Origin of the sequence: Schaalia odontolytica, assembly GCF_024584435.1 — a bacterium.
Taxonomy (GTDB): Bacteria; Actinomycetota; Actinomycetes; order Actinomycetales; family Actinomycetaceae; genus Pauljensenia.
Map to the genome: position 1 here is coordinate 1,771,559 of NZ_CP102197.1, position 16,853 is coordinate 1,788,411.

Annotated in this window: 7 protein-coding genes; 1 reads left to right on the plus strand and 6 read right to left on the minus strand. The window is 66.3% G+C overall.

Going from position 1 to position 16,853, the window contains the following annotated elements:
- Positions 1-652 precede the first annotated feature (652 nt).
- From pheA to NQK35_RS07900, 3 genes are all read right to left on the minus strand, one after another.
- Positions 653-1,660, minus strand: a complete 1,008-nt coding sequence (gene pheA / locus NQK35_RS07890) for a prephenate dehydratase (RefSeq protein WP_257113799.1) — start codon at positions 1,658-1,660, stop codon at positions 653-655.
- 83 nt (positions 1,661-1,743) lie between these two features.
- On the minus strand, positions 1,744-4,002 hold the full coding sequence (locus tag NQK35_RS07895) for a DUF6541 family protein (protein WP_009212933.1): 2,259 nt from the start codon (positions 4,000-4,002) through the stop codon (positions 1,744-1,746).
- Positions 4,003-4,006: 4 nt separating this feature from the next.
- Entirely contained in the window at positions 4,007-4,633 is a 627-nt protein-coding gene (locus tag NQK35_RS07900; protein ID WP_009212932.1) for a DedA family protein, read from the minus strand.
- A gap of 113 nt (positions 4,634-4,746) precedes the next feature.
- Between NQK35_RS07900 and NQK35_RS07905 the strand changes: the two genes are divergently transcribed.
- Positions 4,747-7,683, plus strand: coding sequence for a lysylphosphatidylglycerol synthase transmembrane domain-containing protein (locus NQK35_RS07905; protein WP_257113800.1), 2,937 nt, complete (start codon positions 4,747-4,749; stop codon positions 7,681-7,683).
- A 421-nt stretch (positions 7,684-8,104) separates the two neighbouring features.
- Here NQK35_RS07905 and NQK35_RS07910 read toward each other — a convergent pair whose 3' ends face one another.
- The 3 genes from NQK35_RS07910 to NQK35_RS07920 form a co-directional block, all read right to left on the minus strand.
- Positions 8,105-8,602 carry a hypothetical protein gene (locus NQK35_RS07910; RefSeq protein ID WP_306456008.1) on the minus strand — a complete coding sequence of 166 codons (498 nt, stop codon included), beginning with the start codon at positions 8,600-8,602 and terminating at the stop codon, positions 8,105-8,107.
- 199 nt (positions 8,603-8,801) lie between these two features.
- Positions 8,802-12,671, minus strand: a complete 3,870-nt coding sequence (locus tag NQK35_RS07915) for a S8 family serine peptidase (RefSeq protein WP_257113802.1) — start codon at positions 12,669-12,671, stop codon at positions 8,802-8,804.
- Positions 12,672-12,900: 229 nt separating this feature from the next.
- A complete protein-coding gene (locus tag NQK35_RS07920; protein ID WP_257113803.1) occupies positions 12,901-16,770 on the minus strand; it encodes a S8 family serine peptidase in 3,870 nt (1,289 codons plus the stop codon).
- Positions 16,771-16,853 lie beyond the last annotated feature (83 nt).

A 16,853-nucleotide genomic window follows, 5' to 3' on the forward strand; every position in this document is an offset into this window, starting at 1 on the left:
CAGAGCCATCACCGAATTACTAGGGGTTTGTGCAAGCGCAAATCAACACTTGTCACGATGGTCACACAAGCAAAAAGACACGACTCGTGCGTAATTGTGCTGGATCAGATCAACTTCCATTCGACAATTTTGCGCCCCCGGGGCCACTCATCGCCCCGCGACCATCAGGATGCGCCGCACACTCATCCTCTTTGAACCGCCTCCCGTTCTTGGACATCGATTGAGAAGTCCGAGGAATGGGAGGCTTGTGGTGCCTGTTGATCCTCGTGTGGAGCATGATTGTCTGCTGAGGGACAGTGAGATGGGGCGTTTCAGAGGCGTTCCGCGGAATGCCCGCGTGTTGACTTGTTACTTGGTAGTGCTACACCACTTAGCGGGGTATTACACCAGTTCGGAGGTGGTGCAACGCGCCCTAACTGGTGCAACACTCCCTAACCGGTGCAGGCCTGCCGGGTCTGGCTCGGATGGAAGCTTGCCGGGGTGCTATGGAGCGGCGTGCGACGCGAATGAGCTTGTTGCCTAGTGGCACTGCGCTGCTGAGCGTGGCATTGCACGAGATAGGAGGCCTGCCATGCCCCCGCGACTCGCGCACTGCTGTTATATCTAGCGCGAACCTGCCCAATATGTGCCCGTGGAGCGCGGTGATGCGGGGTCAGGCCAGCGGCCAGGACGGCGCGTGGCCGCCCGCATTGCCAGTGCCGTCGCCGCCGCGCAGCAGGTCCGCCACCCACGCGCGCCCCGCGTGGAAGGCCTCGTCACTGGTTCCGGGGGCGACCGATGCCCGCACTCCGTCGACGCGCGGATAGGATCCCATAAAACGCACCTCCGGTGAATACCGGTGCAGGCCGACCAGGGCGGCCTGGACGCGCTCCTCCCGAATGTGCCCCACAATGTCAATGCTGAAGGTGTAGTTGCCCAAGCCGTCCCCGCTGGGACGCGACTCGATGCGCGACAGGTCCACCCCGCGCACCGAGAACTGCTCCAGGAGGGTCAGCAGCGCACCCGACTCGTTGACGGGCAGCGCCACCTGAATCGTCGTCTTGTCCGCCCCGGTAGGGGGAGGGATTGCGCCGGGGCGCGCCACGAGCACGAAGCGCGTGATGGCACCGGGGTTGTCGGCCACGTCGCTGAACATGGCCTCCAGGCCGTAGGTCGAGACCGACACCGCGTTGCACAGGGCGGCATCGAAGGACGCATCCCCATCCGACAGGAGTTCCGCAGCGGCGGCCGTGGAGGTCGCCGGAACGTGAATCGCGCCCGGGAACGTCTCCTCCACCCAGCCTCGGCACTGCGCCCAGGCGTGCGGGTGCGTGCCGATCCGGCGAACATCCTCCGGCCTGGTGCCCGGAAGGACCGCCAGTTGAAACACCACGTGCACGTGCATTTCGGCGACGATGACGAGGGGGTCGCCGTGCGAGAGGGCATCCAGCGTCGCGTTGACGCCACCCTCGATGGAGTTCTCGATCGGAACCACCGCCCGGTCGGCCTCGCCTCGGCGTACCGCCGCGAGCGCATGCGGGGCGCTCGTCATGGGAAGAAGGAGCGCGCCGGCGGGCGCAACCTGGTGAACGGCCTGTTCGGTAAAGGTGCCGAATGGGCCCAGGAACGCGATGCGTAGCCTGTCGCCCGCGGGAGGGGGGCCGGGAATGTTCGTCGTCATGCTGTAAGGGTATCGACAGGCGCCCGAGCGGCGCGTACCCACCGATGCGCGAAGGTGTCAATGTGGCCAATCGCGCGGCTGCCCTATTCGAAGGCCCGCGCACCTCCCCCGGGGACCACGTCGCCGCACGCGGTGATCTTCCACAGCTTCGCGGTGCCCCCCGCGTCGACAAGCTCGAAGCCGGAGGACGTGTCCACGCCGTAGAAACCGGGGTGGCGGGTCGAACGCATGAAGTTGTAGTAGGCGCCGTCCTCTTCCTCGTAGAAGTGAGTGATGCCGAGCCGACGCACGACCTCGCACACCTGCGGATCGGTCGCGATGTTGCGGAACCCGTGGGTGAGCACCTTCTGGGAGGCGCTGTCGGCGTTGACGGTGCTCAGCTGCGGGAACACGGTCTTGCGTCCCGCCAGCATCTCGGCGTAGGCTTCGCCCGCGATGGGGTCGCCAACGATCAGCGCGTCCGGCGCGGTCGTGTACTTCATGCGTCGCAGCATGGACAGTTCTCCGAGGCTTGCCATGCCGGGCTTTCCGAGGCGGCCGGGATCGTAGACGGAGGCGACCGCCGCGTTTCGCGCGTCGATGGCGCCCAGGCCCGACAGCACCAGGAGGAGAGCACCCACTCCGACCTGGATCGGCCATCGGGGCGCCTCGACCTCCTCGTGGACGCCGCGCTCGGCCAGAATCCTGCGCAGGGATGTGGTCCACGCGGCGTGGATGAGGCGCACGATGGCCGCGAAACCGACCGCCATGAGGACGGTCAGTGCGATGTCCTCAACCCCCATGATGCGCCGCGCATCCTTGTACCAGGGGGCGAGGAGGAAGGTGCGCAGCGCAGAATTGGGCGCGTATGCCAGGCCTGTGAGGAACGCCAGGATCACGTATGACACGAGCGGCCAGTGCGCCACCGGCGCGGCCTCCTCGAGGAGGGAAGCCCACACCCCGCCTCGGGCCACGCTATCCTTCACGGACGCGGCGTCTTCCTCGCCTCGCACGTCCAGGCCGGCGGCCGACGCCGCCTGTTCCAGGGGGTCCGGGCGACGCAGGAGGGTGTGAAGGCCCGCGGTCACGGCGATGCCGACGATCAGGAGGCCGAGCTGGACGAGGGACCACTGGGTCATGCCGGACGTGGGAGAGAAGGGCGGGTAGGGCAGGAAGGCGTGGGAGAATGCCTCGCTCCAGCTGCTTCCGTCGCGCCTGTACATGCCCATCGCCTGAATCTTCGGGGAGGACAACGCGGCCAGGGGCGCGGCGACGACCACCGCGCCGACGCCGGCCCAGGCGAGGGCCGCGACGCGGCCACGTCTTCCCAGCCCAAACGCGCGTCGAGCGAGGGACGCGAGCGAGGCAAGGAGGGGGGCGATCAGGAAAGCGAGGATGGAGAAGGCCGCGCTGGGGTGGGACCCGACGAGGCCGATGCACCCGATCAGCAGGAAGATGCCTTGGGGGATGCGGCGCGTGAAGGCCCGAGGCCCCTGCCCGCCGCGCACGTCCTCCCCAAGTCGGCGTCCGGCGAGGATAGCGAGTGCGGCCAGGCCGGGAACCAGGGAGGTGCCCGTCGCGTTGGGCCACTGGTTGTACATGGTGAGGGCGTCGGCGGGCATGTTGAGCAGCGCGCCGCCGATCACGGGGGCGGCGATGATCGCCGAGCGCGAGGAGGTGAGCACGGACACCAGGGCGGCCAGGCCGGTGACCCACACGACCATGAGGGCAAGTGAGGACACGTTGGCAGTTTGGACGACGGAGTCAAAACGCGAGAACAGGGCGACGAATGCGTGCCATCCCGTCGGGTAGTAGACGCGGCGCCCTCCGTAGAGCTCGTGGAGCCCGCCGAAGGGGCTGGCGTCCTTGCCGTAGAGGATTGCGTGGACGCCGTTCTGGTGGAACGTCGGATCCCACTGCTGGACCGGGTTCGCGGGGTGTGCGACGGTGACGAGCGGCCAGGCGGCCAGCAGGAAGCCCACGAGGATCGCGCCCCAGGTGGCCGCGCGGATCGCCGCCTGGGCGCCGCCGATGGGGACGCGCACGCCGATGGCCTCGCGCAAGGTCAGGCCTTTGAGGGAGAATCCCCCGTTGGTTCGACGAAAGTAGCTCAGGCTCCACGCCCCTGCCCCTCCCAGGGCGCTGAGCCCGAGGACGGGAAGGACGCTCGAACGCTCCCATTCGATACCGAGGGCGGGGTATGCCACGGAGAGAACGGTCACCAGCCCGAAGGTGAACGCGGGCGCTGCGCCGACTCCCACCAGGGACGAACGCACGCCCGCCCGCAGCCACATGAAGCCCGGGAGCACCAGGGCCACCATCATGGCGAGGAGGGTCGGGAGCAGCATCCACCAGGCGAACACGCTCTTACTCCTTGTCGGCGTGGGCGCGACGCTTGCCGATGACCTCGATGAGGACGGGCGTGGCAGAGACCAGGATGATGACGGCGAGGATCAGCGTCAGGTTGTCGTGGACGAAGGGAACGTTGCCCAGGAGCGCACCCACGAGGATGAAGCCCGCTCCCCAGATGAGCGCACCCAGGGTGTTGAAGGCGAGGAACTTCGGGTAGGGGTAGCGGGCAATGCCGGCCGCGATCGGGATGAACGTGCGCACGAAGGGGATGAAGCGCCCGATGAGGAGCGAGCGCCCACCGTAGTTCGTGAAGTAGTGCTCGGCCTTCTCTAGGTGCTTCGTCTTCAACACGCGCGCGTCGGGCTTGAAGAAGCGGCGCCCCCACGTGGCGCCCAGGAAGTAGCCGATCTGGGCGCCAACGAAGGCTGCGACGACAACCAGGGCGATCAGCGTCGGCAGGTGCAGGCCGAGGCGATCGTGCAGGAGTCCGGCGGTGAAGAGCATGGACTCGCCCGGCAGGACGGGGAAGAGGACCCCTGACTCGATGAGGACGATGAACATCGTTCCCCAGAGGACCCACGGCCCCATGGCGACGAGAAGGGTCTCGGGATTTTTGAACCACTCGATAACGGTGTGCAGCATCGACGGATCCGATGCGCTCACGAGTGTCGACCAGGTCACGATAGGGCCCTTTTCTGCTGGGAATGTATCCCCCTAACCCTACCTTTCTTGACCGCGAATATAGGATGGTCAGCATGAGGAAGCGCAAGGATTCACACGACGACACTCCGGTCGGGGACACGAGTCTGCTGTTCGTGCCGTCCTCATCCGAGGATCCATCCGGGTCCGGGGTCGACGCTCTGATGGGAATGATGGACGCGGAGGAGGCGCCCTCGGCCCCCTCTCCCGCCCCGCCCCAGCCATCCTCGCAGGCCACCACGCTGGTCTTCGCTCCCGCCCAGGTGATCGACGCGCCGTCCGTCCCCGGCGGCGTCGCTCCCCCTCAGGCTGCGTCCCTCCCCGCCGCGGCCTCGGCCCCCGAGCCCCCGACGCCCGAACAACCCCCTCGTCCCGTCGCTCCCGCGCAGGCGCCCGCCCCGCCCGACGTCTCCTCCCCCGCCGACGAAACCCCGGCGGGAGCGCAGTCCGCGCAGCAGCCCGAGGCCGCGGTGCCCGAGGAGAAGGGTTCCGCTCGCAGGCTTCGCCTTCCTCGTCCCGTCTACATCGCCGATCGGGTTAGCGCGGTGCGTCGCCGCCGAGAGGACGTCGTTGACGTCGTCATCTCGCTGGTCGCGATCGTCCTGATTTGGGCAATCGGCACGCTCGCCAGCGCCACCACGCGCGGGGTGACGTTGGACGTCCTGCGTTTCCAGGTCATTCGACAGATGCTGCTGCTGCCCGTCAGCATCATCGAGGGCCTCATCGTCCTGGTCACCCCGATCCTGGTGATCGTCTCCCTCGCCCTGCGACGACGCCTCCAGGCCATCATCCAGGTGCTGGTCACAAGCCTCATTGCGGCGGTCGGTGGCTGGATCATCATCATCCTCACGGGTCTGCTCCCCGCCGAGCTAACCGTTCCCCTCAGCGTTGATCGGGCGATCGCCACGCAGGGCTCGCAGACGGGCATCGTGATCGCCATTAACCTCGTGATCGTGACGCTGTGCGCCCTCTTCACCTCGGCGGGAGAAGCCCAGTCGATGCGCGCGATCCGGTGGGGATGGACGGGACTGTGGATCATCCTGATCCTCGGTGTTCTGCGTTCCTTCATGACCCTTCCCGTCGCCTTCATCTCCGTCTTCCTCGGTCGCGCCTTCGGATCCGGCTCCCGATGGATCATGGGCTATGACGACCAGCGCGCAACCGGCAGCGCTCTCGTGGAGGCGTTGCTTGGGATTGGGATTACTCCCTCTCGCATCGTGCGCTCGGACCTCGACACCTCCGAAGAGCCCCTGTCCACCTGGGCTATCGCCGAGAACTCGCGCGGGCGCCTCACTCAGATGCCCGCGGACCTGGGCGACATGGGTGTCACGGTGACCAGGCGCCCCGACCCCGATCATCACCGCCACTACCAGGTCTGGAGCGATGCGGGCCTCGCCTATGAAGTCATCGTCATGGACCTCGGCCAGGAGCTCACGGGAACCCTGCAGGAGATGTGGAACAACCTGCGCCTGCGGGGAATTAGCCGCTGGGTGTCCCCCTCGATGAAGGCCCAGGCGGAGCGCTCATCATTCACCGCGCTGCAGGCGCTGCGCGCAGGGGTATTCACTCAGGAACCGATCGGTATTGCCGCGGCGTCTGACTCCATCGTCGTGGTACTCTCCGCGCTGCCCGTCACCACCCCGCTGACCTCCCTCGGCGAGGACGTCACGGACAACGTCTTGGATCGGGCGTGGGAGCAGCTCCGGTTGGCTCACTCCCGCGGGATCTCTCACCGAGCGCTGACCCCCGACGCCGTCGTCGTCGACTCTTCCGCCGACGTGTGGCTGCTGGACTGGGACGCCGGGGAGGTGGCGACGACGGAGCTCAACCAGTCGATCGACATCGCCCAGATGCTGGTTCTCACCGCTCTCGCGGTGGGCCCGGACCGGGCGCTTGCGGCCGGCCGACGCTGCGTCGGCGAGGAGACCCTGGCGGCTTGTGCGCCGGTCATCCAGAAGCCGGTGCTTCCCGCGTCAGTGAACCAGATGCTGCGCCGATCGGACCTGCTGAGCGAGCTGCGCGCGGCCCTCGTGGGGGACTCTGAGGACGAGACGACGGCTACCGCGGACCTGCAGCGCTTCCGCCCACGCACTATCTTCACGGTCGCCGTCCTGTTCATCGCGGTCTTCGTCGTCATGGGGTCGCTCAACTTCAAAGACATCGTCTCGACGGTCACCAGTGCTAACCCCTGGTGGATGGCTGCTTCGGCCGTGTTGGCCTGCCTCATCTGGGTCGGTTCCACAGTCCCACTCATCGCCCTGTCCCCGGAGAAGCTTCGCTTCAGGGACACGCTCGTCGCTCAGGTGGCGGCGTCAATCATTACGATCGTGGCACCCGCCGGCGTGGGGCCGGCCGCCCTCAACCTGCGCTACCTGCGTAAGCGCCGCATTCCAACAGCGATGGCGGTCACGACGGTGACGCTCATGCAGATCTCGCAGGCCATCATCACAATCGTCCTCCTGCTCCTCGTCATGGTGATCGCGGGCTCGTCCCTGTCGGTGTCCGTGCCCTACGGGACGATCCTCGGAGTCGTCGCCGTCGTCATGGTGGCGGTCGGCGTCATCGTGGCGGTGCCGAAGGTGCGCCGCTGGATCTGGGCGAAGATCCAGCCGACCTGGCAGCAGGTGTATCCGCGTCTCCTGTGGATTATCGGTCAGCCGCGTCGCTTGGCCGCCGTGGTCGGTGGCAACCTGCTGATGAACATCGGCTACGTGGGGTCGTTCTGGACGGCGATGGTCGCCATGGGCGGCTCGCTGAACTTCTCGACGGTGGCCATCACGTATCTGACTGCGAATGCGGCGGGTTCGTTCATCCCCTCGCCCGGCGGCATCGGCACGGTGGAAACGGCCCTGACCTCGGGCCTCACGGTCGCGGGCGTGTCCTCATCCGTCGCGATCGCGACCGCCCTGCTGTACCGTCTCGTCACCTTCTACGGGCGCATCCCCTTCGGCTGGCTGGCGATGAAGTACATGGAGAAGAAGGACCTCATCTAGGCCGACTGGGCGAGGACCCGGACCGCTTCTCCTGCGGCCTGCCCGAGCTTCGCACCGCGCACCACCGCGCCTCGCGAGTAAGCCCCTCTGGCACAGGCTCAGCACGGACGTAATACTCCCACGGGATGATACTTCGGATCATCCAAACCTCCAGCGAGAGCGAAGATGATGGAACGACGGTGCTCATCGTCCATGCCCCCAGACTGGCGATGACGCGCTCACGCAGTTCAGCAAGGCGATACGGCGGCGGCACACGCGCCTTCATCATTGCTCCGTTCACGCAAACATCTAGTTGCTTCTAATTTTGCCTCAATTTGAAGCAACTAGATCTGACGGCGGCACCCATCCGCAGTGCCCCGCGTGACGGATGTTGCGGTCCGATGTGTCCTCCTACCGCCCCGGGAAGAGCCCCGAGCCGGCGTCACTGCACGTACGTCTCGCGTTCGAGGAAGGCGGCGCTCACGCCGCTCACGCCGCGAATCGCCTCAAGAGACCCGGCCGGCGCGCGCAGCGCAAAGCCCTGCAGGGCGTTCTTGTACTCGCGCTCGACTGTGACCGACGCGCCCGGATAGACCCCGGCGACGGCCTCGTTGATGGCGGCGAGCGTGGCCTCGTGGTCGGCGTCCTCTTCGAGGCGGACGATGATGACGGCGGGCCGCGCGGGATCCGTGTCGGCAGCCGGAGCGCTCGGAGCGCTCTGCGAGGATTGGCCGCTCTTCGAGGTGAGCGCGGTGTCGGTGTCGCCCGTCGGTAGGGAGGAGGCGGGGGGCGGCGTGGACTGCGGCGATTGTGCGTCGGCGCCGGAGAGCGCAGCCGGATCGGACTGGGCGGCGGGTGCCTGCGATGCCAGGGAGGAGCAACTGGCGAGCGCGAGCGCGCACGTTCCGACGCCCGCCAGGAGGACGGCTGGTTTCTTCATGGACATAGTGCACCCCTCTGTGGTCTCGGGCGAACTCCGCAGGTGACGGGACGCGCGGGTCCTCCCGTTTCCTCCAACATACCGCAGGAGCGCGCCTGCGGCGCGATCCGCTTGAGCGCGATCCGCGGCGGGCAACGGGAGGGCCCGGGGAGTGCTCGCAGCGCCGCACTCCCCGGGCCCTCAGCCGAACCGGTAACCGCTAGGGTTGCAGGGCGCCGTCCGGTCCGAAGACGTATGTGGTGCCTTCGATTGTCTGGGTGCCTGTTTGCATGGCCCCGCTTCCTGACAGGAAGTACCAGGAGCCACCCACGTTGACCCACCCGGTCGCCATCGCGCCGCTACCGCCCAGGTAGTACCACGTACCACCCTGGTTGAGCCAACCAGTACGCATAGCCCCAGAAGAATCCAGGTAGTACCAGGCGCCACCCACGTTGACCCAGCCGGTGGCCATCGCGCCGGAAGCCGACAGGTAGTACCAGGCCCCACCCACGTTGACCCAGCCGGTGGCCATCACCTTCGTCGCCGGATCCAGGTAGTACCAGGAGCCATCGCGCACCCAACCACTCACACGCACACCATCGGAATCGGCATACACCCACTGACCATCCACCCGCTTCAGCCAGCCGCTCGCCATGTAGCCGCTCGGCCCAAACAGGTAATCACTCCCGTTGATGCTAAACCAACCATTCTTCAGATAGCCCGCACCATCAGCGCACTGGTACCACCAGCCGACACCATCCCTGACCCAGTGACCACCATCGGGACTCACGCACCCATCGGTCGCGCCGGGGTTATCGCTGGGCAGGTCAAGAGTCAAAGCCTCGGAGTGGTTCAGCCCGTAATCCCACGCCAGCAAGTACGGATGAGCGATGACACTACCGGAACCACCCTGATCGGTCCACGCCGCATCAACATCCTTGAAAGGAACCTCCACGTGGTACTGATACACCCCATCAGCACCAACATCACCCTCACCATCAGAGAAAACATGCCGGTAGAACCACAAGCCATCAGCCGGGTCATGCAGATCAACACCCGCCAAAGGCGAAGAATCAGCAACATCGAAGGACACAACCGTCTCGGAACCTTCTCCGCTGTACGTCACACCAGAGACGACCGGCCCCACCGTATCGAGACGAAACTCGTACGAGATCGACTGCTCCACCTGCGAGGGCCCGTCGTTGTGGGCGGACAGCTTCAGCGTGTAATCGCCGTCGGGCAGATCCTTGAAAGCGTCGGAACGCAGGTCCAGGGTCGTGGGCTCGTGGCCGTCTTCCACCCAGGTCATCTTGCCGGTGCCGGGGTTGACACCGGACTTCCAGGCCTGGTGGGTGGCGAAGGAGGTGACCGTCTGGCCGGCGGCATTCGCGTACACGGTATTGAGCGTGTGGACGCTGCGCAGGGTACCCGTGCGGGGTGCCAGGACCGTGGGAGCGCCGCTGGCCTCGGAGCGGGAGATCACGTAGCGATCCGCCTTGGGAGCCCCGGTGCGATTCTCGGCCTTGACCAGGGGGTTGTATCCCAGCTGCTGGCCCGTGGTGCCGTTGTAGATGCCCGACGCGAAGGTGTGCGCTCCGCCATCCGAGGCCAGCGCGTCGAAGATCGCGGGCTTACCCCAATCCCCATAGAACCCCAGATAGGGAACACTCAGATCCGGCTGAGACGCGGCGCGCGAGGAGAAACGCACGAAACCATCCAGGAAAGTACCCGAAGGCGCGTTATCCGCAACATACGAGGCAAACTCCCCACCCGGAGCAACATCCACACCCACGGTCGCCTCGCCGCCCGCCGGGACGGTGACAGTGGCACCCGCGCCCGAGGCAGAGGCCGCGCCCGAGTACGTGACGGTCACGCCCTTGCCCTGCCAGTTGGTGGCGCTGCCGCTGAAGAAGCCGTCGGCAACGTTTTCGGACAGGGCCTGTGAGGAAAGCTCATACGTGGCCTCCACACCCGACAGGTTGTGCAGCGTGACGTCGAAGTGCCAGCCCTTCGTGCCATCCCCCAGGTCCGCCTTGGGACGAGACTGCTCGGGGGCACCCACAACCGTCGGATACACCGACGAGGTCGTCGCCGCCAGGGCATCAACGAGGCCCGCACCCTGCTTACGCGGAGAATAGTAGGCGCCGGTGTCCTGGGCGGGGTCGACGACCGGAGTCGCTGTTCCCATGATGAGGTTCTGGACGACATCCACCTTTTGACGGTCGGTCATCGAGGCGAAGAGCGGGTCCGCCTGGACGCGCTGAAGGACAACGGCGCTCACCCCCGCCATCTGCGGGGTCGCCATCGACGTGCCGGAGAGGTGGTCGTACTTGCCGTTCAGGATGGCGGAGTAGATGCTGCCGCCGGGCGCGGTGATCTCGGGCTTGAGACGCAGATCGGGGGTCACGCCCCACGAGGAGAAGTCGGACATCGAGTACTTGGCGCTCGGCGTCACGGTTTTACCCTCGACGAGGGTCAGGTGATGGTCGGCGGCCTCCAGCATCGCCTGGCCGCTCTCGTTCGAGATGAAGGCGGCCGGCACGTCGAGGGTCGTCACGCTCATGATCATGAGGGAGTCCCCGGCAACGTTGTTGTAGACGAGGATGCCCGCGGGCTTGAGCGGGGCAAGGTTCTCGATCTTCTTCTGGAAGGTCATCTTTCCGCGCGAAACCAGGGCAAACTTCCCCGCCAGGCCCTCGGGGTACTTCTTCCGCAGGGCCGCGGCGTCCTCCTCGGAGGCGAAACCGGCGTCCACGTACTCGTAGCTGCCCGGAGCCAGGTCCGTCAATTCGGCGGCCTTCTCTCCGTTGAACCCGCGCGAACGCTGGTAGGCAATATCCTTACCGGCGGCGCTAAACGCGTTGTAGGACAGGAGGTTATCCAGGGAAGACACGGCGACAACCGAGGAGTAGGTCGCGGGCTCACACTGGGTCGAGGAGTCGGGGTCGGAGGCGAAGGGCAGGTTCTTCCCCGAGGTGTTGCCGTATCCGGCGGTGTAGTGATTGCCTGCCGCCGCGTTGACGGTAATCCCCTGCTCCTGCAGGCTCTTGAACACGGTCGCGTAGACGGAGTCGGCCTCGTTATCCATGCCGCCGAGCTGGCCAAGGGAGAGGTTCACGACGTCGGGGCGCAGGACAACCATGTCGTCGAGCGCGGCCAGCAGCGCCGAGTCGGGGATGTCCCCTTCGACGCTGCGCGAGACCTTCGCGACGATCACCTGCGCCTCGGGGGCGATACCGACGATCTGGTCGGCGTTTGCCGCGGTGATGCCGGCGACGTGGGTTCCATGGGAGCCGTAGTCACCCGGACTCGGCATCGCGTCGGGGTCGGAGTCGGCGTAGTCGTAGGCGAAGGGGAACTTCTCACTGACGTAGACACCGGTCTTCCCCGCACCCAGCCTGGGCGCCAGGGCGGCCACCGACTCCGCGGTCAGCGCGGGGGTCGACCGCATCGTGCCGGAGAAGGCGGGGTGCGTCATCTCGACGCCCGTGTCGATGACGGCGATGACCTTGCCCTCGCCCTTCTGGGTGAGCTGGTCGGCGTGCATGATCAGCTGGGCGCTGAGGTTATCGGGGTTCTGGGAGGCGAGCCTGGGCGCCTCGATGCCCCCTTCGTCGTTGAGGGTGGCGGTGTCGTTCACGGGAATCTCGCGTTCGAGGAAGGCGGCGCTCACGCCGCTCACGGCGCGGATTGCGTCGAGAGAGCCCGCGGGCGCGCTCAACGCAAATCCCTTGAGGGCCTTGTCGTACTCGCGTTCCACCTGGGCGGAGGAACCGGGGAACACACCGGCCACGGCCTCGTTAATCGAGGCAAGGGACGCCGCGCGGTCAGCCGCCTCGTCAAGCTGAACGACGATAGTGACGACTGCGGCGGGGTCGACCTGATCGGTCGTCGGCGCCTGAGGTTCCTGGCTGTTCTGTCCACTCTTCGAGGTGAGCGCGGTATCGACGTCACCCACAGGCACAGACGAAGCCGGGGGCGGTTCGGGGGCGGCAGGAGCAGGCGGCGCTGCAAGGGTGGCCGGGCCTGCGACTACGAGCGCGAGGGACCCGGCGAGCGCGAGGAACGCCGCTGGTTTCTTCGTTGTCATGTGCGTACTCCAATGTGTTGACCTGCGACCGTATGGGTATGCGGAGGAGGCTCCACCGTGCCGGCCGCCACATTCAAAATACCGCATGTGGGTGCGATGACAAACATCGGTCCACAGTGGGAAACGATCGGATGTGGCACCGCCCAAACAAGGCCCGGACCCGGGAACGCTTACATAGCAACGTTCCCGGGCCCGGAGTGACGCGTCAACGAACGCGAGTGGGATGGCCTTACGGAATCCACGCACCCGTTGTGTCAAAGACGTATGTGGTGCCTTCGATTGTCTGGGTGCCTGTTTGCATGGCCCCGCTTCCTGACAGGAAGTACCAGGAGCCACCCACGTTGACCCACCCGGTGGCCATCGCGCCGCTACCGCCCAGGTAGTACCACGTACCACCCTGGTTGAGCCAACCAGTACGCATCGCCCCAGAAGAATCCAGGTAATACCAGGTACCACCGTCATTGACCCAACCGGTCGCCATCGCACCGCTACCACCCAGGTAATACCAGGTACCCCGGTCGTTGAGCCACCCAGTCACCATCACCTTCGTGGCCGGATCCAGGTAGTACCAGGAGCCATCGCGCACCCAACCACTCACAAGCACACCATCGGAGTCGGCATACACCCACTGACCGTCCGCACGCTTCAGCCAGCCGCTCGCCATGTAGCCGCTCGGCCCAAACAGGTAGTCCGAACCGTTGATCGAATACCAACCGTTCGCGAGGTAGCCCCTACCGTCGACACACTGGTACCACCAGCCGACACCGTCCCTGACCCAGTGACCACCATCGGGCCGGGTGCACGCACCCTGGTTATCGGAGGGCAAGTCCAGCGTGACGGCCTCGGAGTGGTTCAGCCCGTAGTCCCAGGCGAGCACGTAGGGGTGGGCGACGACGTCGCCCGCGCCGCCCTGTTCGGTCCAGGACCGGGAGATCGTCTCGAAGGGGATCTCCACGTGGTACCGATACACCCCATCAGCACCAACATCACCCTCACTGTCGGAGAAAACGTGGCGGTAGAACCACAGGCCATCAGCCGGGTCATGCAGATCAACGCCCGCCAGAGGCGAGGAGTCCGTGACATCGAAGGACACAACCGTCTCGGAACCTTCTCCGCTGTACGTCACACCAGAGACGACCGGCCCCACCGTATCGAGACGGAACCTATAGGAGACCGACTGCCCCGCCTGCGAAGGCCCATCATTATGAGCCGACAACGTCAGCGTGTACTCACCGTCCGGCAGATCCTTAAACCCGTCTGCTCGCGCATCCAGGGTCAGCGGATCTTGCCCCTGCTCGACCCACGTCATCTTTCCGGACGAATCCAGCGCGGACTTCCAGTTCAGGAATCGCGTGAAGGAAGCGACCGTGTCTCCTGCGGCGTTCGTATACGCGGCGTTGAGCGTGTGGACGCTGCGCAGGGTACCCGTGCGGGGCTCGAGAACCGTCGGAGCACCCGAGGCGTCCGAGCGAGAGATGATGTTCTTGCTCGGGCTGGGCAGTCCGATACGATCAGCGTCCTTGACCAGGGGGTTGTATCCCAGCTGCTGGCCCGTGGTGCCGCTGTAGACCCAGGAGGCGAGCGTGTGAGCCCCGCCCTCGGAGGCGAGGGCGTCGAAGATCGCGGGCTTGCCCCAGTCGCCGTAGAAGCCAAGGTAGGGAACGCTCAGGTCAGGCTGGGACTCGGTCTTCGAAGTGAAGCGCACGAAACCGTCGAGGAAGGTGCCATTGGGCGTGTTCTGCGCGACGGAGGAGTCGAAAGCGGCGCGAGGCGTCACATCGACGCCCACGGTCGCCTCGCCGTTTGCGGGAACGGTGATGGTCGCGCCCTCATCGGTGCCGCTCACGGCCGCGCCGGAGTAGGCGATGTCCACGCCCTTGCCTCGCCAATCGGCGGAGTGGCCGGTGAAGAACCCACCGTCAACAATCTCGGAGAGTGCCTGCGAGCTCAGCTCGTAGGTCGTAGGCGCCGCGCCGAGGTTGTGGAGGGTGACGTCGAAGTGCCAGCCCTTTGTGCCATCCCCCAGGTCCGCCTTGGGACGGGACTGCTCGGGGGCACCCACAACCGTCGGGTACACCGACGAGGTCGTGGCCGCCAGGACGTTCGTCAAGCCCGAGCCCTGCTTGCGCGGGGAGTACGGGGCGCCGGTGTCCTGGAGCGGGTCGACGATGGGGGCCGCCGTGCCCATGATGAGGTTCTGGACGACATCAACCTTTTGACGGTCGGTCATTGAGGCGAAGAGCGGGTCCGCCTGGACGCGCTGCAGGACGACGGCGCTCACGCCCGCCATCTGCGGGGTCGCCATCGACGTGCCGGACATGAACTCGTAGTTGCCGCCAGGCACGGCCGAGTAGATGTTGCCACCGGGCGCGCTCACCTCGGGCTTGAGGCGCAGATCGGGGGACACGCCCCACGAGGAGAAGCTCGACATGGAGTACTTCGAGCTCGGGGGCACGACCTTGCCGGGGACGACGCTCAGGTGGCGGTCGGCGGCGGCCAGCATGGCCTCGCCGTCAGCCTGCGAGATGAAGGCGGCCGGCACGCCGTCCGTCGCCAGGCTCATGACCACGAGCGAGTCACCGGGCACGTTGTTGTACACGATGAAGCCGGCGGGCTTGGAGCCGGCGATGTTGTTGAACTTGTCCTGGAAGGTGAGGGAACCGCGCTTGACCAGCACGATCTTGCCCGCGAGGCCCTCGGGGTACTTGGCCTTCAGGGCCTGGCCGTCCTCGGGCGAACCGATGCCGCCATCGACGTACTCGAAGGGGCCGCCGGTCAGGTCAGACAGGTCGGGCATCTTCTGGCCGTCGGCCCCACCGGCGCGCTGGTAGGCGATGTCGCGGTCGCCGACGGTGAAGGCGCTGTGCGTCAGCGAGTTGTCGACCGAGGCCACGGACACGACTGAGGAGTAGGACGCCGGTTCGCACAGGACGGAGGAGTCGGGGTCGGAGGCGAAGGGCAGGTTCTTGCCGGACAGGTTTCCGTAGCCGGCCGTGTACTCGTTACCGGCTGCCGCGTTCACGGTCACGCCCGCTTGCTGGAGGCTCTTGAACACGGTCGCGTACATGGAGTCGGCCTCGTTGTCCATGCCGCCGGTCTGGCCGAGGGAGAGGTTGATGACGTCGGGGCGCAGGACGACCATGTCGTCGAGGGCGGCCAGCAGCGCCGAGTCCGGGATGCCACCGTTGCTACTGCGCGCGACCTTGGCGACGATGATCTGCGCGTCGGGGGCGATGCCGACGATTTCGCCAGCGTTGCCCGCGGTGATGCCGGCGACGTGCGTGCCATGCGATCCGGCTTCTCCGGTCGGCGAGGCGTCCGGGTCGTTATCCGCGTAGTCGTAGGCGAAGGGGAACTTCTCCGACACGTAGCTGCCGGTCTTGCCGTCGCCCAGCTGGGGGGTCAGGGCCTGCACCTTGTCCTCGGACAGCCCGGGGGTTCCATGCAGGGCCCCCGCGAACGCGGGGTGCGTCATATCCACGCCCGTGTCGATGACGGCGACGACCTTGCCATCACCCTTTTGGGTGATCTGGTCGGCGTGCATCATCAGCTGCGCGCTGAGGTTGGCGGGGTCCTGGGTGGAGGTGCGCGAGGAGTTCGTCGCGCCCTCTCCGGCAACCTGGTCGTCGACGCCATCGACGTGGGTGTCGCGATCGAGGAAGGCGGCGCTCACGCCGCTCACGCCGCGGATTGCGTCGAGAGAGCCCGCGGGCGCGCTCAACGCAAATCCCTTGAGGGCCTTATCGTACTCGCGTTCCACCTGGGCGGAGGAACCCGGGAACACACCGGCCACGGCCTCGTTAATCGAGGCAAGGGACGCCGCGCGGTCAGCCGCCTCGTCAAGCTGAACGACGATAGTGACGACTGCGGCGGGGTCGACCTGATCGGTCGTCGGCGTCTGAGGTTCCTGGCTGTTCTGTCCGCTCTTCGAGGTGAGCGCGGTATCGACGTCACCGACCGGCAGGGACGAGGCTGCGGCACCGGGGTCGGATCGGGTGTCCGCCGGGGTTGGCGGGGATGCGAGGGTCGCGGGACCAGCAACCACGAGCGCAGCGGTGCCAGCCAGCGCGAGGAACGTCGCTGGTTTCTTCGTTGTCATGGGCGTACTCCAATGTGTTGACGGACGACCGTGTTCGAGCACGGCGAGGATCTCGTCGTGTCAGCCGTCACTGCCAACATACC

Bases quoted from the DNA above. Each gene is read 5' to 3' on its own strand.
- pheA (WP_257113799.1), bottom strand. From the start codon at position 1,660: ATGACGACGAACATTCCCGGCCCCCCTCCCGCGGGCGACAGGCTACGC.
- NQK35_RS07900 (WP_009212932.1), bottom strand. From the start codon at position 4,633: ATGCTGCACACCGTTATCGAGTGGTTCAAAAATCCCGAGACCCTTCTC.
- NQK35_RS07905 (WP_257113800.1), top strand. From the start codon at position 4,747: ATGAGGAAGCGCAAGGATTCACACGACGACACTCCGGTCGGGGACACG.
- NQK35_RS07910 (WP_306456008.1), bottom strand. From the start codon at position 8,602: ATGAAGAAACCAGCCGTCCTCCTGGCGGGCGTCGGAACGTGCGCGCTC.
- NQK35_RS07915 (WP_257113802.1), bottom strand. From the start codon at position 12,671: ATGACAACGAAGAAACCAGCGGCGTTCCTCGCGCTCGCCGGGTCCCTC.
- NQK35_RS07920 (WP_257113803.1), bottom strand. From the start codon at position 16,770: ATGACAACGAAGAAACCAGCGACGTTCCTCGCGCTGGCTGGCACCGCT.